Source organism: Bradyrhizobium sp. C9 (assembly GCF_002532045.1).
In the GTDB taxonomy this organism is placed as follows: Bacteria; Pseudomonadota; Alphaproteobacteria; order Rhizobiales; family Xanthobacteraceae; genus Bradyrhizobium.
The window spans coordinates 898,240-917,711 of the sequence record NZ_NWTG01000001.1 but is presented as its reverse complement, the minus strand read 5'-3'; the positions used below and the strand labels follow the sequence as shown (position 1 = coordinate 917,711).

Below are 19,472 nucleotides of genomic sequence, written 5' to 3'. Positions count from 1 at the left end.
TCCGACGGCGATCGACCGACAAGTTCCGATCACCGTGTTCAAGAAAAAGCCGCGCAACCGAGGTCGAGGCGGCACCTCGCTATGTGAAAATCTGGAACCTTACAGCCGGGTCGAGTGACCATCGTTGAAGATCAGGTATTCGATGTTGCTGATCTGGGTCACCTGGCCATTGCTGAAGTTGATGTCCAGAGAACCGCCCTTTCCGGTCGTGATGTCGGTCACGTCGGTCGAGGCGTGATCCAGGAAGGTCAGTGAGTCCTTGCTGCCGCCGCCACCGTCAATGGTGTCCTTGCTGGTCGCGTTGGACAGGTAGAAATAGTCCTGACCGGAGCCGCCGACCATCGAGGCCGTGCCGGTGTCGAAGCCGACGAACGACGAACCATCATCGCCACCGATCAACGTTTGCGTACCCGAGCCGGCAACCATCGTATCGTGGCCGGAGCCGCCATGCAGCGTGTCGTTGCCGGCACCGCCGTAGAGCGAATCATTGCCGTCACCGCCATAGAGCGAGGTCGCGTGCGCCGCATCGCTGCCCGAGTAGAGGATGTCGTTGCCGCTGCCGCCATACTCGGCGACGGTGCCGGTGCCGCCGACCAGCAGGTCATTGCCGCTGCCTCCTTTCAGCGTGTCGGCTCCCGCACCGCCATACAGCGAGTCGTTGCCTGCGCCGCCGTCGAGGATCGTGCCGTGCGATGTATCCGAGTGCGAGTAGATCGCGTCGTTGCCACTGCCACCATACTCCGCAACAGTCCCGGCAGCGCCGATCAGCAGGTCGTTGCCGGCACCGCCGTCCAGCGTGTCGGCACCGATATCCTTAGGGTTATACCCCGCACCGGCAACCAGCGTGTCGTCGCCTGCACCGCCGTCGAGCAGTGTCCCGAACGTCGCACCGGAGCCCGAATAAAGAATGTCGTTACCGCTGCCGCCGTACTCCGCAGCAGTCCTGACGCCGCCCTTCAGCAGGTCGTCACCGGCGCCGCCATCCAGCGTGTCGGCAACGCCACTGGCACCACCGTCCAGCGTGTCGTTGCCGTCACCGCCCGACAGAAACGAGCCGTACCACGCGAACAAATTCGCGTAGAGCAGGTCGTCGCCGGCGCCGCCGTAGAGCTGATCGCTGTATACGCCGGCGACTAGCGTGTCGTTGCCCGCGCCGCCGTCGAGAGTCTCGTTGTAGAAACCCCCGCTCAACCAGTCGTCACCGGCGCCACCATACAGGCGATCATTGCCCCAGCCACCGAACAGCACGTCGTTGCCGCTACCGCCGTCCAGCGTGTTGATCCGGTCCAGTGAGTCCAGCGAGCTACCGGACAGCAAGGTATCGTTACCGCTACCGCCATGCAGGTCCGACCAGTCACTGCCATAAAGCCAATCGTTGCCGGCGTCGCCGTAAATCTGGGTGTGGCCCACGCCGCCACCGTACACCGTGTCGTTGCCGGCCCCGGCAAGAACCGTCGTACCGCGGTTGTTGTTGATGGTGATATCGTCGTTGCCGGCGCTGGTCGCGACCACCACCGGGGCGGCGCCGTTCACGGTCAGCGTCACGTCGCTCTTGGTGGCTTCGATGATCGCCTTCAGCTTGGGATCAAGCTTGATGGTATTGTCGGCGTTGGTTTCGATCAGAACATTGGCGTTCGGATCCGGGTTGCTGATCCCGGCCCCCTCCTGCACCGGGATCGTCGCCCCGTCATCCGGGCTGGTGTAACCGATCCCCGCGCTGATCAGATAGTCGAGAATCTGTTGCCGGCTTGCGTGATCGATCGTGGAGCTGAGCGCTGCCTTGAGCTGCGTCTGGTTCAGGTCTTGCGTCACCATCGATCAAGCCCCTGCTTCGATGCGCTACATCATCGCTAGGCAAATACTCGAATGATCTCGGTGGTTCACAATTGGAGCAGGCATCAACACTGCGACATTATCAGACAGCGCTTCATGACACCACCTGTAATAGCAAAAAAGCGCCGCCTCAACTATCGTTGAGGCGGCGCCTTCACTTAGTGCAGACCTGAGATCTTAGTTCAGGCTTGGGATCTTACAGCTTGGTCGAGTGACCATCGTTGAAGATCAGGTATTCGATGTTGCTGATCTGCGTCACCTGGCCGTTGCTGAAGTTGACGTCCAGAGAACCGTCCTTGCCAGCGGTGATACCGGTCACATCGGTCGAGGCGTGATCCAGGAAGGTCAGCGAGTCCTTGTTGCCGGCACCGCCGTCAATGGTGTCGCTGCTGTGGAGGTTGGACAGGTAGAAGTAGTCCTGACCAGAGCCGCCGACCATCGAGGCGGTACCGGTGGCGGAACCAACGAACGAGTCGTTGCCGCCGCCGCCGAGCAGCGTCTGGTTGCCCGAGCCGGCGACCAACGTGTCGCTGCCGGAGCCACCATACAGCGTGTCGTTGCCGGCACCGCCGTAGAGCGAGTCGTTGCCGTCACCGCCGTAGAGCGAGGTCGCGTGCGACGCATCGCTGCCCGAGTAGAGCACGTCCTTGCCGGCGCCGCCGTACTCGGCAACGGTGCCCGTACCGCCGACCAGCAGGTCGTTGCCCGCGCCGCCATACAGCGTGTCGGCACCCGCACCGCCATACAGCGAGTCGTTGCCGGCACCGCCGTCCAGGATCGAGCCGTGCGACGCATCCGAGTTCGAGTAGAGCGCGTCGTTGCCTGCACCGCCGTAGAGCTGGTTGTTGCCTGCGCCGCCGATCAGGACGTCATTGCCCTTGCCGCCGTCGAGAACCTGGTTGCCCGAACCGCCGGTCAGCGTGTCGTTGCCGTCGCCGCCGAACAGGCGATCGTTGCCGGCACCGCCGTACAGCGCATCGTTGCCTTTGCCGCCATCCAGCGTGCTGGAATTGCCAGCGGTGCTGCCGGACACCAGCACGTCATTGCCGGTGCCGCCATTCAGCTCGGACGAGCTGCCGCCGTAGAGCGTGTCGTTGCCGGAGCCACCGTTCAAGGTGTCGGCACCGGTGCCGAACAGCAGATCGTTACCCTTGCCGCCATCGAGCGTGCTGTGACCGGAGACGTTGTCGATCAGGACGTCGTTGCCGTTGCCGCCGTCGATCGAGTCGTGACCCGCACCACCGAAGACCGTGTCGTTGCCGTTGCCGGCAAAAACCGTGGTGTCACCGGTGTTGTTGAGGAAGATCTGGTCGTTGCCGTTGCCGGTCGCGACCAGCACCGGGGTGCTGCCGTTCACCGTCAGCGTCACGTCCTTGTTGGTGGCCTCGATGATCGCCTTCAGGCTGGCGTCGGTGGTAACGGTGTTATTCGGGTTGGTTTCGATGAGAACGTTGGCGTTCGGGTCGGGGTTGCTGATGCCGGCGCCCACCTGCACCGGGATCGAGCTGCCGTCATCCGGGCTGGTGTACCCGATGCCTGCGTTGATCAGATAATCAAGGATCTGTTGTTGGGTCGCGTGATCGATCGTGCCGTTGATCGCATGTTTGAGGTCGGTTTGGTCTAGATTGTAAGTCGCCATCGATGTAGCCCCTGCTTGGGATACGAGGATTCAAGCCGCTCGCCCGCACGTAAGCTGTTGATCCACCACTGGTTTGTTGCGGCGCAGCTCAAATGTGGACACACGTTACGAACTTGTTAAGTCCATTGTTAAGTCCGCAATACCGGAGTGTCAATCGACAATGCGCCATTAACGTCCGGTTCCATGAGACTTATGTGAGACTTAGCGCGACTCCGGGCGCGAGCTAACATTCAGCGCAGGCCACTCACAAATGTTAGCCGCGGCGCAAAAAAGGGTAGTGATTATACGGGGTTTCATCCGGTACCCCGGTGGCGCCAGAGCGCAGAATTTCGCAGCCTTTGCGCGCGCTTCGATGCGATTTTCCGATCTGAAAAATATTTCCGCGTCGCGTGAGAGCTTTTTCAGAAAAGCGTCAAACTTCACAACCCGCCGGCAAGCTAGCGGCGTCACGCCGGGCTCCGATCGCAGGCTGCGCGCGCCAAGCGGGCCAAAACCTAGGGAATCGATCGCAGAATCGGGGCAATCGGAGCCGCCCGGCCAAGACCTGACGAGGCGAGATCGAGCGCGCGATATAACAAATTAACATCAGATTCGTCGCATCCCGTTAGGGACATGAGCGCGGCAAACAGCAAGACAGCGCCCGATCACGGGCGAAGCGACCGTCTGCGGCACTCATCCGGCGGCGGCGCGCGCGTAGATCGCCTCGAGCAGCCGCAGATTCTCGTCCGGCGCGTAGCGTTCGAGAAAGGCGGTCCGCGCCGCCTGCCCCCATGCCGTCGCGAGATCGGGAGCACCCAGAAGCTGAGCAATCCGCTGCCTGAGCGCGGCGGCATCGCCCGGCGGTACCAATGCGCCGGTCTTGCCGGCGCTCACCACCTCGGCAAGTCCGCCAATCTCGGACGCAATGACGGGCGTCTGCTGTGCGAAGGCCTCGACCACGACCATCGGAAATCCCTCGTACCAGAGCGACGGCACGACCAACGCCCGCGCACTCGCCATTTCCCGAAGCACCTCAGCGCGCGAGAGCGCGCCGAGGAACCTGACATTGGCGGACGCGCGAGCCTCTAGCGCAACGCGCTCCGGTCCCTCGCCCACGATCCGCAACGGTACGCTGGTCCCCGCAACAGCGTCGAGCAACACGCCGACGCCCTTCTCCCGGCTCAGCCGTCCAACATAGAGCAGCCCGGCGCGTGGCGTGGCCGGATCTGGCGCCCCCGGATCGGCCATGAAGTTCGGCTTCACGTCGATCCGGCCGACATCGAAGCCTGCCTGCGTGAACACCGTTCGGGCAAACTGCGTCAGCGCGATCAGGCGCAGGCCGGGTCGCGTCCAGGTGCCGCGGCGCTGATGCTGCGCAATCATGCAGGCCGAAGCCAGCGAGCCCGGCAGCGATCCGCGGTAGCAGCGATGCACCGCGCCCCAGAGATGGCCGCGGTCCAGGCATTTGTGGCAGATGCGGCCGTCGCGCAGCAGCATGCCGCCGGTGCAGATGCTGCGATAATTGTGCAGCGTCACCACCGCAGGCACCTGCTGTTGCCGGCAGACATCGAACACGGCGGGCGAGAGCAGCGGGAAGAAATTGTGGACATGGACGATGTCGGGGCGAAAGCGGTCGATCGCCTTCGCCATGGCGCGCTTTCCCTCTGCATTATCGGCGATCGACAGCGTCGTCGCGATCCGCGCGGCAAGCGAATTGATCGCCTCGTTGCAGACCGTGAGCGTCTCGACACTGTGTCCCGCGCCGCGCAACAGGTCGACTTCCGCTTCGAACACGACGTCTTCGCCGCCGCGTCCCTGATACCTGTTGTGAGCGACCAGGATCTTCATGATCGGCGTGCCGGGTCGGGAAACCAGCGCAGTTCCGTCGCCAGGCTTTGGCCGGCAGCCAACGTTCCGGAGCCGATCAGCGTCGTCGCCGGCACCTTGAGATCGAAGCACGGCGAGTACCAGCCGGCCGGCAAAGTCTCGTCACCGCGATATGCCGTCCAGCTGAGAGCGTCAGGCAGATCGAGTTCGCCGCGTCCGCCGGGCCATGCGAGCTGTGCGCTATGCCCTTCGAGCTTGCACTCGACGTCGGGACCAAGATGCCAGCTGAGGCTCGCCGGCACCGCAAGCCCTTCATCGGCAATGACAATATCCGTGACGACGAGCCGCGCCGACGGACGCTGCAACTGCACCGAGCGGCGATGCACGAGACGACCTGCTTCGTCCTGATATCCCGTGTGCTCCGCAACCCAGCTTGCGTCTGCATCACGATTGTCCAGCCCGCTCGATGCGATCAACCGGCTCTGCGCATGCCGCGTCCAGAGAAACGGTCCGCCCGACACCGACTGGTCGCGCCCGAACAGGCAGAGCGTGTTGTGCGCCAGGGTGGAACGGAAGTAGGCGCGCCATCGCGGATCGCCGTGATAGCAATAGGTGCCGGGGTCGGCGAGGATATCGACGCCGCCGATCCTGCATTCGAGCGACAGCGCATCCGCATGGGCATGCGCCGCGATGCGGCCGAAGCCATGCGGGCCGTGATCGCAGCGGCACCATACCGCCCGGTCGGCATCGACGAGAAAGGTCTGTCCGGCCTCGTCAAGCAAATGCGGGCGGCGCGCGGGGCGCGCGGGGATCGTACGCGACTTGATGCCGTCAATCAGGAAAAACGTGCGCAGATCGGGCTCCGGCAGCTTGGGCCACCACGGCTGCTCGCCGAACAGACGCGCGCCGGTGGCGAGCAGGCCGAGCCAGCGATTGCAGGCCGGATCGTCGAGCAACAGGCCGATGCCTTCGTCGCCATCGCCTTGACGTGGAGGATGACCGCGATCGTCGAGCATCGCGGCAATGACGTCGCTCATGCGGCACATCGTGGTCCAGACCACGTCGCCGAGCTGGTGCCCGCACGCTTCGCCCTGCACCGCCGCGGCCAGCAGCAATTCGAAGACAAAGCCGTGATAATCGGTCGCGAGCTCACGGTTACTGCCGCAAGCGAAGGTCTGCGCAACAGCTTCGCCGGCCAGCGTCCTGGCGGAATTCTGGCGCCACAGCGCGCTGTCGTGGAAGAAGGGAAACACGCAGGCCGCCACGAACTGCCCGGCTGCCTCCGCGATGACGTGGTTGTTGGCGGAGGAGCCCCGGCTTGGGAACTGCGACAACCAGTATTGATGCGCGTAGAGCTGCGTCACGAACAGGTGGTTGTCCTCGAACAATGCTGGCGCGCCTGGCCAGTTCTGCAGCAGCTGGCGCACCCAGGCCCACGAGACGAGCCGCACGCCGAGCTCGATGCCGCTGATCCAGTGCGGGCCGCGCGGAAACGGATTCTCTTGCCACCAGCTTGTGAGATGCGCGGCCACGCGCCTGGCGTAGCGTTCGTCCGAGGTCAGGTCATACGCGCCCGCGAGCACCGTGAGATGGTGGTGACGCGACGGCTCCCAGATGTATTTGATATCCCCGACCGCGGCTTCGTCGCGATAGGGCACCGCAAACGCATACATGTCAGCGGGCGCCCGCTTGCCGCTTCTGATATCGACGAACCAGTCCGGCCGCTCGCCCAAAGCATCATGATCTCTGGCAAAGACCCGCCAATGTCCGGCGAGAACCCGGTCGGCGCACCGGATCAGCCGCTCGGCGGCCTGCGGCGGCGCGTGCGCCGGCGAAGGCAACGGCTTCAGCCGCGGCTGCCGTGGGCCCGGGACCAGCCTGGCGCCGGCGTGTCGTGCGATATCGGGCGGCGTGATGCGCCAGAGCAGGCGCAATGCCTGATCGTTCACCCGTCCCGCAAGCTCGGACGGCTCCATGCGCTGCAGCCTGCGCAGATACCAGGCCGGATTCATCTCAGCGCAGTCGCGGCGCGTGCGACGCCCTGCTCGGCTGCGCCGATCGTCAGATCGACCGGTATCCCGGCGGCCGCGCTCTCCTGCACCGCGATCGTTGCGCGGGTGGTCGCAAACAGCGATTCGAGCCCGATCGGCATCGCGGCCCCCGATGCCACCACTGCGATGAAGGCATCCAGCATCGGCCGTTGCCCCTTGTCGAGCCGCGCTTTCTTCGCCGTCCGCTGTCCGGCGTGCCAGACCTCAAAGCCTGCGAAATTGTCGAAGGCGGCAAAGCCGGTGCTTGCCGATATTTCGAGCGCCTCCTTCGGCACGCGCGGATCGCCGCCGGTGAGATAGCTAAGGCTCGCGACCGAACCGTCGGCAAAGTCGAACGTAGCGATGAGATTGTCGACATCCTTGCCGGCAGCGCTCGCGGAGACGCGCACCGGCTCGGCGTCGAGCCACCAGGACAATACGTCGATGAAATGTCCGCCCTCGCCGACGAACCGGCTGCCTTCGCTCCCGGCCTGCAGATACCAGGATGATTTCTCCAGCGGGCCCGCGATGACGCGGTATTGCAGGGTTTGCGGCCCCGCCGACGCGAATGCCGCGCGCATGCCCTGCAGCAGCGGCGAGAAGCGGCGGTTGAAGCCGACCATCAGCCTGTCGTTGCCGGTCTCGCGGATCACCTGCGCCAATCGATCGAGCGATTCTGCATCGATCGCCAGGGGCTTCTCGACGAATACCGCCTTGCCGGCACGCAGCGCTTGGGCCGCGAGGTCGGCGTGGGAGGCATGGCGTGTTGCGATCAGCACGGCGTCGACGTCGTCGGCCTCGAGCACCGATGCCGCATCGGTCGAGGCACGCGCGAAGCCGAACTTGCGCACCGCGGTGGCGCCGCTCAGGCCGGTATTGGTGGCGACCTCGACAAGATCGACGCGCGTGTCGCTTGCAAGGTGCGGCAACAACATGCTGGAGGCATAATTGCCCGCGCCGATGACGCCGAGCCGCACCCGGCCGCTGCGCAACGCAACGGCCGGACGATAAATCATCTGCATGGCGCGCGAAGCGGCGTCTGGATAGGCGAACACCATGCCGAGGCCGACCTCACCCCGGCTCATGCGCTCGAATGCCGATGTCGCCTGCTCCAGCGGCACCGTTTCGGAAATCAGCGACGAAAAATCGAGCCGCCCGTCGGCGAGCAGCGCGACGATCGCCTCCATGTTGCGTTTCTCGGTCCAGCGCACATGGCCGATCGGATAGTCGATGCCGCCTTCCTCGTAGAGCGGATCGTAGCGGCCGGGGCCGTAGGAGCGCGAGAATCGAACGTCGAGCTCCTTGTCGTAGAATTCGTTCCACGGCAGGTTCAGGGTGCATTTGCCGATGTCGACGATGCGGCCGCGGTCGCGCAGCAACGCGGCGGAGCGCGACGCAAGATCGGGATCGTCGCTGCCCGCCGTGATGAACACGCAATCGACGCCGTTGCCTGCGGTCATCCGGTCGATCCGCGCGCGAAACCCGGCCGCGGCCTCATCCGATGCGACCGCACAGATCGCGGCACCCGCCGCCTCCGCCTGGCGGCAGCGCAGCTCCAGCCTGTCGAGCCCGACGACCGCGACACCGGCGCTGCGCAGCAGGCGCACCATGATCTGTCCGATCAGGCCAAGGCCGATCACGCAAGCGGTCTCACCGAAACCGATTTCCGACTGGCGCATCGCCTGCAGTGCGATCGAGGCGATCGTCGTGAACGCGGCCTGATCGAGCGCGGCGCCGTCAGGCAGCGGCACGCAGAGGTTCACCGGCACCCAATTGTATTCAGCATGGGTTGCATACTGATTGCCGCCGCAGCAGACCCGCTGTCCGATCGAGAAGCCGCCGACGCCCTCGCCGACCTCCACGACGGTGCCCGACAGCGAATAACCGAGCGGCGTGTAGGAATCGAGGCGGTTGATCACCTTCTGATAGGTCGCAACCAATCCCTGCTGGCGGACCGAGCGCACCACCTTGGCAACCTGGTCGGGGCGCGCACGCGCCTTGCCGAGCAGCGACAGGCGGCCCTCGGTGAACTTCATCATCTCGGTGCCGGTCGACACCGCCGAGAACGCCGTGCGCACCAGCACGCCGCCGGGGCGGCAGCGCGGCGCCGGCACATCGATCAGCCTGAGCTCGCCACTCTTATAGTTCTGCGCGATCTGCTTCACAGTCGGTCAATCGCCTCGAGTTAACAGTGCCCGTTGTATCGCGCCCGCCGCCCGCAATGAAGATAAGAACATCGTGATCGTTATCCCATGGCGCGGGGGGTTTAACATCGTTATCATTCCAGCAACAGGACCGGTTTGGGCGAGATCTCGACCTCACCGTTGGCGACAGCTCCTTCTCCGCCGTCCAGCCCCTGGTAGCGGCTATAACGCGGGTCGACCCGATAGATGGACCGCCCGCTGGTGGTCCAGAGGATCAGACCGCTGCTGCCATCCTTCATGCGGAGATCGACGCGCCAGGTCGACGGCGACGTCCTGGCCGCGGCCACGACGCTGGCGCCGACCAACCAAGACTGGACGGTGCGATAGGCGATTCCGCTCGGAAGCAGCCCGCGCGCCCGGTCCCATAATTTGCCGAAGTCGCTGCCGCCGCCGGCGAACTCGTACCAATAGAACCGGTCGACACCGCTGATCCATTTCAGGATATAGGCGCGCGCCAGACAGCCATCCGGATTGTCCTCGTGGGACGGCCAGCCGGCCTCGGTGTCCCAGATCGGCCGTGCGGACAGATCGTGCGCGGCGAGCATCTGCTTGAAGCGCGCGATGACCCCGAGCACCGCTTCGGGTTCGCTCGTATAGCCGTGGAAGGCGAACACATCGGCATATTGTCCGCCGCCTTGCGCCATGAAGGCCTGTTGCCAGCGATAGCCGTCCGGCGTGCCGTTGGACGACGGCGTCAGCACCGTCAGAGTGGAATCGCTGGCCTTGATGATCTCGTAGGCCCGTTTCTGCATCTGGACCATGGTCGCGATATCGCCCGAGTAATATTTGGGATCCTCGGGCTCGTTCCAGATTTCCCAGTATTTGATGCGGCCGGCGGCGCGCGCCACGGCCGCGCGCACCCATTCATCCCATGACGCCAGATCGGCGGGCGGCGAGCTGGCGCCGGGCGTGAACGCCGGCGGCGCATCCTTTACGGACGCGGCCCAGCGCGGCGTGAAGGCGAGATTGAGCACGATATCGACGTGCTCGCGCTCCGCCGCCGCTAGGATCGCGTCGAAGCGCGCCCAATTGTAGATGCCGGGCGCCGGGTTGACCTGCGCCCAGTAGATCGCGCCCCAGAGCCGAACGCCGTCAAACTTGAGCTCGGGCCATGGTTGCTGCGACTGCCCGATCGCATTGATCGTCATGCCGAAAAGCGTCGGCGGGATCACCACGTTCACACGGCTCACATTGAGTGCATCGTTTGCCGCCGCACCGGCCCACTGCAGCGGCCATTTGTGAGCCAGCGGCGCCAGCGCACTCAAAGCCAGTGCAATCAGCCCCGTTTGTGCCCAATCCCTCACCTTGCCTGCCATGTCCGTGTCTCGCCGCCGTCACATCCGCGCCGGGATTGCATAATGAAAGTCGCTCATGTTAATGCCGATGTTAGTCGGATTGTGATGTTGTTAGGTCAATGGTATAGATCATCGCAGATGTCGAGAGCTGAACCATCACCGCGGCGGATCCTGGTCATCGTCGAGAACCTTCCGGTTCCTTTCGATCGCAGGGTGTGGTGCGAGGCCACCTCACTGCGCAAGGCGGGCTATGAAGTTTCGGTGATCTGTCCGAAGGGCCGCGGCCATGACGAAGCTTACGAATGCCTCGACGGCATTCACATTTACCGTCATCCGATGCCGCTGGAAGCGCGCGGGATCGCCGCCTACCTCATCGAGTATCCGGTCGCGCTGTTCTGGGAGACGTGGCTTGCGATCAAGGTGGCGTGGAAGCACGGCTTCGACGTGATCCATGGCTGCAATCCGCCCGACCTGATCTTCCTGATCGGCCTGTTGTTCAAGCTCGGCGGCAAGCGCTTCGTGTTCGATCATCACGACGTCAATCCCGAGCTCTATGAAGCAAAATTCGGCCGCAGGGACTTTTTCTGGCATCTGCTGCGGCTGGTCGAATATCTCACCTTCAAGACCGCAAGCATCTCGATCGCGACCAACGAATCCTATCGCGAGATCGCGATTGCCCGCGGCAGGATGCCGGCCAACCGGGTCTTCGTGGTGCGCTCCGGCCCCAATCTGGAACGGGTGCGCTCCCGCCCCGCCGATCCAGCCTGGCGCCGTGGCCGGCGCTACAGCGTCGGCTATGTCGGCGTGATCGGCCAGTCGGAAGGCATCGATCTCCTGCTGCAGTCGATCGGCCACATCGTGCACGATCTCGGCCGCACCGACATCCAGTTCAACATCGCCGGCACCGGGCCGGAGTGGAATGCGGTGGTCAGGCTCTGTGCGGAGATGCAGCTCTCCGATTACGTGCATTTCACCGGCGCGATCGCCGATGAGGCGCTGTTCACGATGCTCTCGACCGCGGACGTCTGCGTCAATCCGGATCGCGTCACGCCGATGAACGACATCTCCACCATGAACAAGATCATGGAATACATGGCGCTCGGACGGCCGATCGTTCAGTTCGACGTCCGCGAAGGCCGCCGCTCGGCGCTCGACGCCTCGCTCTATGCGGCGAAAAACGATCCGCAGGATTTCGCCGGCAAGATCGTCACGCTGATCGACGATCCGTCGTTGCGGCAGACAATGGGGGCATTCGGCCGCAGCCGCGTCGAGCGAGAATTGTCCTGGACACACGAGGAGCCGAAGCTGCTCGCCGCCTATGAGGCGTTGTTCGCCAGGAAGCTTCCCTGGCAGAGCCGCGCCCGACGCGCGAACGCCCCCGCGGAGCGGCCGACCTCGCAGGCGTCTGGTGTCAACGCCAATGCAGCCGCCGGGCGGGCATCGCGTTGAACGCCCTGCCGCCTCCCTCACGCGAAACGCGACGCGGCCACCCGCACGTCGCTGGATTGTCGAAGGTCGAAGCATGAACGTCAGCATTTTCGGCCTCGGCTATGTCGGAACGGTCTGCGCCGCCTGCTTCACCGAGCTCGGCCACCAGATTATCGGCGTCGACAAGAGCGTCGAGAAGGTCGACCTGATCCGCAAGGGCCGATCGCCGGTCATCGAGCCGGGCATCTCGGACAAGGTGGCACACGCGGTTGCGACGGGTCAGTTGACTGCAACCACCGACGCCACCGAGGCGATCGTCAACAGCGATATATCGATGGTCTGCGTCGGCACGCCGTCGTCCAGCAACGGCAACCTCGACCTGACCGCGATCCGGCAGGTCGCCATCGAGATCGGTCTCGGTCTGCGGGCGAAGAACGCGCCGCATACTGTGACGATCCGCTCCACCGTGCTGCCCGGCACCACCCGCGGCGCCGTCGGACCGCTGATCGAGGAAGCCTCCGGCAACAAGATCGGACGCGATTTCGACCTCGCCTTCAATCCGGAGTTCCTGCGCGAAGGCAGCGCCATTGCCGATTTCAACGCGCCATCCAAGACGGTTGTCGGCGCCTTCAACCAGGAAACCGCCGACCGCGTCATGGCGCTCTACAAGGACCTGCCGGGCGCCAAGATCACCCCGCCGGTCGAGACCGCCGAGCTGGTCAAATATGTCGACAACAGCTGGCACGCGCTGAAGGTCAGCTTCGCCAACGAGATCGGCACCATCGCGAAGACGCTGGGCATTGACGGCCGCGACGTCATAAACATCTTCCTGCAGGACACAAGGCTCAACATCTCTCCGGCCTATCTGCGGCCGGGTTTTGCCTTCGGCGGCTCCTGCCTGCCCAAGGATGTCAAGGCGCTGAAACACCTCGCGCACAGCCGCGGCCTGTCGACGCCAGTGCTCGAAAGCATCCTGCCGAGCAACGACATGATCATGTCGCGCGGCGCCGACTGGATCCTGTCGCATGACGGCCGCCGCATTGCGTTTCTCGGCATCAGCTTCAAGGCCGGCACCGACGATGTCCGCGACAGCCCGTTCGTCGAGCTGGTGAAAAGCCTGCGCGGCGAGCAGCGCGACATCCGGATCTACGACCCCAACGTGCGGCTGTCTCAACTGATCGGCGCCAACCGGGACTTCTTGATGCGCAACCCGGAGCTGGTCGGTCTCCTGCATGACGATGTGACGGCGACAGTCGAATGGGCCGACATCATCGTGCTGACGACAGCCGATCCGCGCTTCGTTGCGGCGCTGAAGGCAACCCGGCCCGATCAGGTTGTGCTCGAACTGTCCGATATCGGATTGCCCGACGAGGTGCGCGCCAGAGTGAGCGGCTTCCACTGGTAGGAAACACCATGGCTGCCATGGCCCAGGCCCGTGACCGACCCGAAATCCGCTTTCACGACGAGATCTCGTCGGAGTGGGAGACGCTGCATCAAAGCCGCACCTTCAAGGCACGCACGGCCGCGATGTTCGATCTGCTCGGGAACGCGGACCTCGCCGGCCAGCGCTGGCTGGATGCAGGTTGCGGCACCGGAACGCTCTCCCGCCTGCTCGCTACGCGCGGCTGCGACGTCACCGGCGTCGACGCCTCGTCGGAGATGATTGCGGCAGCCCGCGGCCGCCCGGCCGACGGCCTGCCAGCCGAACGGCTCACATTCCGGCAGATTCCGACCATCGCAAACCTGCCGTTTGCGGATCGGTCCTTCGACGGCGTGCTCTGCGCGAGCGTGCTGGAATATGTCCCCGACGTGGCGCAGTGCCTCGCCCAGATCCATCGCGTGCTGAGGCCCGGCGGACTGTTGCTGGTCTCGATCCCCAATCGCGGATCGCTGCTGCGCCGGGGCTACAAGCTCGCGCATTCGGCTTCGTCGCGCGTGTCTTCGCGGCCGCTGTTCCGCTACCTCGCTTTTTCCAGGTTCGACACCACGCCCGCGATCATGCGGGGCCTGCTGCGGCAACATGGTCTCACGATGCTCGGTGCCAGCTTTGCCGGCTCCCCGCTCCCGCCGGCGCTCGATCGGCGGCCCGCGGTCGGCACACTGATCAATATCCTTGCCCAGCGCGACGACTGATCAGGCCTTGATCGCCATCAGCGACTTGGTCATGCCGAGATATCGTTCGCGATAGATCTTCGCGTCCGGAAACGTTTCGCTCATCTCCCGCCAGTCGAACAGATGCCAGTCGGGCGCGGTCCGCTTGAACCAGAAGCGGTTGAATCTTTCGATCAGTGAGATTTGCAGCCGCCTCGGCAACAGGACGATGATGCCGGGCAGCCAGGTATGGCTCTCGATCGGAAAGTACCGGTACGGCGTCTGCACGTAGAAGGATTTTGCGACCCGCGAGATCTCACCGGCAAAGCGGTTCTGGTGCTCGCGCGCGATGCTCCGGAATGCCGTGTCGTTCTCGATCGTCACGACGTCCTGCTTCGGCCCGGTGACATGCTCGATCACCGACGAGCAGAAGCAGAAGTCGAACACCTGGTTCTTGAACGGCAGGCGTTCGGTCTCCTGCAGCAGGACCGTCTTGAACCCGAAGCGCTCGCGCGCGACCTTCAAATCGTCGGCCGAGATATCGCAGATTGTGATGTCGGTATGGTGGGGCAGGATCGCGCGAATGTGCCGGCCGGTGCCGCCGCCGAGATCGAGGATCTTTGCGTCGAGCGGCAGGTTCACGGTGCGGACGAGGAACTCGCCGCGCCGCTTGCGCGCTGCACCGGAAAATCGGGCTTGAATTGCGCCCAGCAATGTCAGTCTCCTGCTACTCGTCGGTTCGATCTAGCACCGCACGCGCGATCCTTCGTGCAACCGCGCATCGATTTGCCGATCTCGCTCACTTGATCGCCTCGAAGAAAATCGACTCGTCCGGCCGGTTGTCGAGCCGGTCGATATCGGGACAAATGCCTTCACGATAGGCCCGGATGTGGGTCTCGGAACAGCCCGCGTCGCGGAACAGCGCCGCGAGGGAGGCGCGCGTAAAGCCCCAGTGATGCGCAAAGGCGGCGTCCCTGCGGCGCTCGATCTCGAACACACCCTTGAGGAAGGCCTGCGGCGCTGCCGGATCGTAGAGCGCGACGATCCGTTCCATGTCGGGGACGACGATGCGGCATACCCCGCCTGGCGCCAGCACCCGCGCAATCTCGCGCGCCAGCCGCTCGACCTCGTCAGGAAACAGATGCTCGAAGACATGCGCACTGAACACCGCCGAGAGGCTGCCATCCGCGAACGGCAGCGGCTTGGTGAGGTCCATGTAGCGGAGCCCGGCAAACTTGCCCTGGCGGTGCTCGGCATAGCGGACGTCGTTCAGCAGGCCGGCGAGACGCAACGCTTTCGCCGCGAGCGGCAGGCGCGCGATCCACAGATGCACCGTGATATCGGTGTTGATCCAGCCCGCGATGCCGCAATTGAAGGCGCCGATATGCAGCTTCGAGGGCGAGTGGCCTGAGGCGTCGTCGGTCATGTCTGTTCCCGCATCGAATTCGTCAGCACGACCACGATCACGGACGCCGCGCTGGAGGCCACCATCGCCGCGACCGCCCCCATCACCTGCCAGGCCTCCGCCGCAAACGGTAGAACGCAGCACAACGCAACGAGGCCGGCGATCCGGCTCAGCATGAACCGCTGCGGCCTGCCGGTCGCAAACAGCGGCAGCGCGAGGCCGAGCCACACGGCGTCGAGCGCCATCGCGGCCCCCATCAAGGCGATGCTGCCGGTGCCGACCTCGTAACTCTGGCCGTGGATGACAAGGGCAAGAATGCGCTGGCCGAACAACACCACCACCGCACCATAGGCGGCCGCGATCGAACCGAGCAGCACGGCATTTTCGCGCGCAGCAGCGGCGACCGCGCTGCGCCGGCCGGCGCGCAGCTCGGCGGCGATCTCCGGCAGGCGAACCGAGAACATCGTCGCGCAGACCTGGCTGAGCGGTGCGAACACCAGGAGCAGGATCCGCAGCGACGCGCTCGCGTCCAGCCCGATCAGGACGCCGCAAACCGGGATCAGCCCGATACTGCCGATCCAGTAGGTGAGCGAGGTCGCGACGAACCAGCGGCCGTTCCGGAACAGCCGCCGCAGCGAGCCGCGAAAGATCCTGGTCTGCGGCCAGGCCAGTTCGCTGGTGTGCGCGAGCAGCAGGCTGCCGGCGAGCGCCGCCGAGATCGCGATACACGCCATCGCCGCCGCCGCGCCGGTCAGCCTGAGCGCGATCATCAGCCCTGCCGTGGCGACGAGCGTCACGCAATAGGTCAGCGACGATCCCACCGCACGCGACAGCCGCCCATCGAGATAGCAGATGCGGCGGAACATGCTTTGCAGCCGAACCGCCGGGATCGCGAGCCCGGTTGCGATCATGAGCCCGCCCGCGGCACCGCCGACAGCACCAATCACGAGGCCGGCAATCACCAGCGAGAGGCCAAGCGCCGACGAGACCAGCAGCGACGACAGATAGAGGCCGAGCCGCAGCTGCGGCCACAGCGATTTCGGGATGCGGTGCGCGGTCGCCGGCAGCCCGTCGTCGAACACCCCGCGCAGAAACACCGCCTCGATCAGGATCGAGAACGACCAGGCGACGCTGAACCGGCCGAATGAATTGATATCGAGCACATTGGCCAGCACGATCGTCAGCACGAAGGCGGAGCCGCTGAGCAGCGCTTGATCGATCAGGCCGAGCGCGACATTGCCCCCGGCGCGACGCAGTCGGCCGAGCGCTCCGCGCGCAGCACCGGCGACCCGGGTCGGGGCCGCCATTCGATCCAGCCTTTCGCTCAATGCGCTCACGCCTCACTCACACGCAATCTGGTAAACGCCCGCCGCGGCGCCGCTTGCAGCCTGGCCTCCGGGCCGAAATAGCACCAGAACACCAGCACGCAGCCGAAATAATTATGCAGCAGCTGGCTGGAATCGTTGGCTGACGCGATCACGACGAACAACAGCATCGCGAACGGCGCCAGCCAGTACATCCCGCGCCGCTCGAAAGTGAAGACGATGGTGTTCCAGAGCGCCCGCGCCAGCAGCAGCATATATAACGTGCCGCCGAGCAGGCCGAACTGGAGGAAGGCATCGAGATAGGAATTCTCGAACGAGCCGAACTCGGTGTTCCATGGCGCCATGCTGGTCAGCTCGTTCACGGGCGAGTTCGGCAGTTCGTTGAAGAACCCGGAGAAGCCGTAGCCGAGCCAGGGATGTTGCCAGAAGAAGTGCGGCCAGACCGCCCAGAGGAACGAGCGGCCGGTCAGGTTTCCACTGCGGCCGACCAAGCCATACAACTCGTCGCTCGGCACGGTGAACATGACAAGCGCAACAAAGGCGAGGCCGAGCCAGTAGATCGAGGCCGCTCCCCTGTGCCCAAGCACCAGCAGCAGCAGCCCGAAAGTCACCGCGAGTGCCGTGAGCATGCTGATCAGCGGTCCTGCGGCGCCGGCCGCCGCGAGCGCAAGAAGATGACATCCCATCAGCAACAGCGACCAGCCGAATTGCCGCCGCGGCCCCGCGAGCACGCGCACGAAACAGATCAGCACCATGAGACCGAAGAAGGCGCCCGCGAGGTTCTTGTGGCCGAACACGCCGGCATAGGCCTGGGTCCCGAGCACGGTCGGACGATGCAGCGGGTCGTAGTCCCATTGCGAGCCGATCACAGGAAACAGCAGGACATGAACGATCAGCACCACGATCCCGATCCGGAACAGAGTGTCGACGAGCCGATCGACGGGGTAACTGATCACGACCCAGGCCGAGAACAGCGTGGTCAGGAGATACATCGCGAACTTGACCGACGCGCCCGCGGGGTCGGCGCTGAGCGTAAGCGACAGCAGCGCGAAGGCAACGAATGTCAGGTAGAGATGCGATTGCAGCATCAAGAGGCCGAAGCGCTTCCGATCGACTGCAATGTGCAGCATCAGCAGGATATAGAGCAGCAGCCACGCGCCGCGGAACAGCGTGGACTCCCCGGCCCGTTCCGCGAACGAGATGCCCTCGACGAAATTGAACAGGAAATAGATGCAGCCGAGCACCATCACCAGATAGGCGTGCAGAAAGACCTCGGTTCGAAACCACCATCTGCCGATCATTGCGCGGCTTCCTGCCGGGCCGGCGGCCTCAAGAGATGATCGACCGCGGCGGTGAAGCGCGCCGCGGCGTCCGCAAGCGCATCCTTTCGCACGCTCTGCCGGGCGCGCCGCGACATCGCCTCCCAGCGCGCGGGATGTTCGAGCAAGCCGCGCGCCGCGTCGACCCATGCCTGCTCGTCGAGCGCGCAGACATGACCATTGTCCTGGTCGCGCACCAACTCGCCGCCCGCTCCGACATGGGGCGACACCAGGCAGGGAACCCCGCACTGCAGAGCCTCGTTGCACACCAGGCCCCACGGTTCCAGCAGCGAGGGCAGCAGCAACAGCCGTGACTGCAGATAGACCTCCGATATCGTCTGCCACGGAACATAGCTGTCGTGCTTGACGTCGATGCCGGCGCCGCCGAGCCGCGCCAGCATGCGCTGCTCGGCGGCACCAGACCCGACCACGCGAACCCGTAAGCCCGGCAAGACTCGGCCGAGCGCGATGGCGACGTCCTCGAAGAAGATCGCGTTCTTGGCGCTGTCGTTGATGCGCGCGCACCACAGCAGGTGAAAGGGACGGTCGTGGAAACCCGGGACGGTGTCCGGCGGATCCCATGCCGGCACCAGCGGCACCACGAACAGATCGTCGTCGCCTACACCCTCGCCGCGGAAATAAGCCCTGCCCTTGTCGCTGCAGCACACGACTGCCCCGCACTGACGCAGCAGCCATGGCCGCGCCAGGCGATGATAGGCCGTGTTGGGCATCGTCTCGCGCCAGCCGTCGATCGTCAACGCAAGTGCCCTGCCGTTGGCGCGCGCCCATGCCGCGCCGGCCAGCATCGAGGGATAGAGGCCGTTGACGAACAGCAGGTCGGGCGCGAGCGCGTTCAACGCGCGCCCGATCCCGATATTGAGATGGGTGTGACGCGACCGCGACAGCGGGATCGAGACACCGGGCACCGTGCGCGTCGCATAACGCGGCGTGAACGATCCCGCCCAGGAGCGATCGGCCTCCTGCGCGGTACAGGACAGCACGGCGAGGTCCAGCCCACGGCCAACCAGCTCGTTGTAGAGCCGATTGGTGTAGGGTGTGATCATGTTGTTGAAGACGACCACGCGCGGCGCCATAGC

General features: G+C 64.7%; 14 protein-coding genes. 3 read left to right on the top strand and 11 right to left on the bottom strand.

The annotated features are described in order from the left end of the window. Positions 1–99: 99 nt before the first annotated feature. From CO675_RS04050 to CO675_RS04025, 6 genes are all read right to left on the bottom strand, one after another. Positions 100–1,815, bottom strand: a complete 1,716-nt coding sequence (locus tag CO675_RS04050) for a calcium-binding protein (protein ID WP_097670680.1) — start codon at positions 1,813–1,815, stop codon at positions 100–102. A gap of 214 nt (positions 1,816–2,029) precedes the next feature. Further along, positions 2,030–3,472, bottom strand: coding sequence for a calcium-binding protein (locus CO675_RS04045; RefSeq protein ID WP_097670679.1), 1,443 nt, complete (start codon positions 3,470–3,472; stop codon positions 2,030–2,032). A gap of 672 nt (positions 3,473–4,144) precedes the next feature. Beyond that, positions 4,145–5,299, bottom strand: a complete 1,155-nt coding sequence (locus CO675_RS04040) for a glycosyltransferase (RefSeq protein ID WP_097670678.1) — start codon at positions 5,297–5,299, stop codon at positions 4,145–4,147. Beyond that, entirely contained in the window at positions 5,296–7,290 is a 1,995-nt protein-coding gene (locus tag CO675_RS04035; RefSeq protein WP_097670677.1) for a heparinase II/III family protein, read from the bottom strand. Before CO675_RS04035 ends, CO675_RS04040 begins: the two co-directional genes overlap by 4 nt. Continuing rightward, positions 7,287–9,473 carry a bi-domain-containing oxidoreductase gene (locus tag CO675_RS04030; RefSeq protein WP_097670676.1) on the bottom strand — a complete coding sequence of 729 codons (2,187 nt, stop codon included), beginning with the start codon at positions 9,471–9,473 and terminating at the stop codon, positions 7,287–7,289. Before CO675_RS04030 ends, CO675_RS04035 begins: the two co-directional genes overlap by 4 nt. Positions 9,474–9,586: 113 nt before the next feature. Beyond that, a complete protein-coding gene (locus CO675_RS04025; protein ID WP_245452618.1) occupies positions 9,587–10,828 on the bottom strand; it encodes a glycosyl hydrolase in 1,242 nt (413 codons plus the stop codon). Between the two features lie 117 nt (positions 10,829–10,945). Between CO675_RS04025 and CO675_RS04020 the strand changes: the two genes are divergently transcribed. The 3 genes from CO675_RS04020 to CO675_RS04010 all read left to right on the top strand — a co-directional run bounded on the left by CO675_RS04020 (position 10,946) and on the right by CO675_RS04010 (position 14,368). Continuing rightward, positions 10,946–12,256: a glycosyltransferase family 4 protein gene (locus CO675_RS04020; protein WP_097670675.1), complete on the top strand. Its 1,311-nt coding sequence runs from the start codon at positions 10,946–10,948 to the stop codon at positions 12,254–12,256. A gap of 73 nt (positions 12,257–12,329) precedes the next feature. Beyond that, positions 12,330–13,640 carry a nucleotide sugar dehydrogenase gene (locus CO675_RS04015; RefSeq protein ID WP_097670674.1) on the top strand — a complete coding sequence of 437 codons (1,311 nt, stop codon included), beginning with the start codon at positions 12,330–12,332 and terminating at the stop codon, positions 13,638–13,640. Between the two features lie 8 nt (positions 13,641–13,648). Next, positions 13,649–14,368, top strand: a complete 720-nt coding sequence (locus tag CO675_RS04010; RefSeq protein ID WP_097670673.1) for a class I SAM-dependent methyltransferase — start codon at positions 13,649–13,651, stop codon at positions 14,366–14,368. Here the strand turns inward: CO675_RS04010 and CO675_RS04005 are convergent, their stop codons facing one another. From CO675_RS04005 to CO675_RS03985, 5 genes are all read right to left on the bottom strand, one after another. Further along, positions 14,369–15,040: a class I SAM-dependent methyltransferase gene (locus CO675_RS04005; RefSeq protein WP_097670672.1), complete on the bottom strand. Its 672-nt coding sequence runs from the start codon at positions 15,038–15,040 to the stop codon at positions 14,369–14,371. Between the two features lie 85 nt (positions 15,041–15,125). Next, positions 15,126–15,752 carry a class I SAM-dependent methyltransferase gene (locus CO675_RS04000; protein WP_097670671.1) on the bottom strand — a complete coding sequence of 209 codons (627 nt, stop codon included), beginning with the start codon at positions 15,750–15,752 and terminating at the stop codon, positions 15,126–15,128. Further along, complete coding sequence (locus tag CO675_RS03995) at positions 15,749–17,038, bottom strand: MATE family efflux transporter (RefSeq protein WP_245452617.1); 1,290 nt, start codon at positions 17,036–17,038, stop codon at positions 15,749–15,751. Before CO675_RS03995 ends, CO675_RS04000 begins: the two co-directional genes overlap by 4 nt. Positions 17,039–17,064: 26 nt before the next feature. Further along, a complete protein-coding gene (locus CO675_RS03990) occupies positions 17,065–18,357 on the bottom strand; it encodes an O-antigen ligase family protein (RefSeq protein ID WP_097670669.1) in 1,293 nt (430 codons plus the stop codon). Further along, a complete protein-coding gene (locus CO675_RS03985; protein ID WP_097670668.1) occupies positions 18,354–19,469 on the bottom strand; it encodes a glycosyltransferase family 4 protein in 1,116 nt (371 codons plus the stop codon). Before CO675_RS03985 ends, CO675_RS03990 begins: the two co-directional genes overlap by 4 nt. Between the last annotated feature and the right edge of the window lie 3 nt (positions 19,470–19,472).

Excerpts from the sequence above, each read along its gene's own strand:
- CO675_RS04035 (WP_097670677.1), bottom strand. The coding sequence starts at position 7,290 with ATGAATCCGGCCTGGTATCTGCGCAGGCTGCAGCGCATGGAGCCGTCC.
- CO675_RS03985 (WP_097670668.1), bottom strand. The coding sequence starts at position 19,469 with ATGGCGCCGCGCGTGGTCGTCTTCAACAACATGATCACACCCTACACC.
- CO675_RS04020 (WP_097670675.1), top strand. The coding sequence starts at position 10,946 with ATGTCGAGAGCTGAACCATCACCGCGGCGGATCCTGGTCATCGTCGAG.
- CO675_RS04025 (WP_245452618.1), bottom strand. The coding sequence starts at position 10,828 with ATGGCAGGCAAGGTGAGGGATTGGGCACAAACGGGGCTGATTGCACTG.
- CO675_RS04040 (WP_097670678.1), bottom strand. The coding sequence starts at position 5,299 with ATGAAGATCCTGGTCGCTCACAACAGGTATCAGGGACGCGGCGGCGAA.
- CO675_RS04010 (WP_097670673.1), top strand. The coding sequence starts at position 13,649 with ATGGCTGCCATGGCCCAGGCCCGTGACCGACCCGAAATCCGCTTTCAC.
- CO675_RS04050 (WP_097670680.1), bottom strand. The coding sequence starts at position 1,815 with ATGGTGACGCAAGACCTGAACCAGACGCAGCTCAAGGCAGCGCTCAGC.
- CO675_RS03995 (WP_245452617.1), bottom strand. The coding sequence starts at position 17,038 with ATGGCGGCCCCGACCCGGGTCGCCGGTGCTGCGCGCGGAGCGCTCGGC.
- CO675_RS04045 (WP_097670679.1), bottom strand. The coding sequence starts at position 3,472 with ATGGCGACTTACAATCTAGACCAAACCGACCTCAAACATGCGATCAAC.
- CO675_RS04000 (WP_097670671.1), bottom strand. The coding sequence starts at position 15,752 with ATGACCGACGACGCCTCAGGCCACTCGCCCTCGAAGCTGCATATCGGC.
- CO675_RS03990 (WP_097670669.1), bottom strand. The coding sequence starts at position 18,357 with ATGATCGGCAGATGGTGGTTTCGAACCGAGGTCTTTCTGCACGCCTAT.
- CO675_RS04015 (WP_097670674.1), top strand. The coding sequence starts at position 12,330 with ATGAACGTCAGCATTTTCGGCCTCGGCTATGTCGGAACGGTCTGCGCC.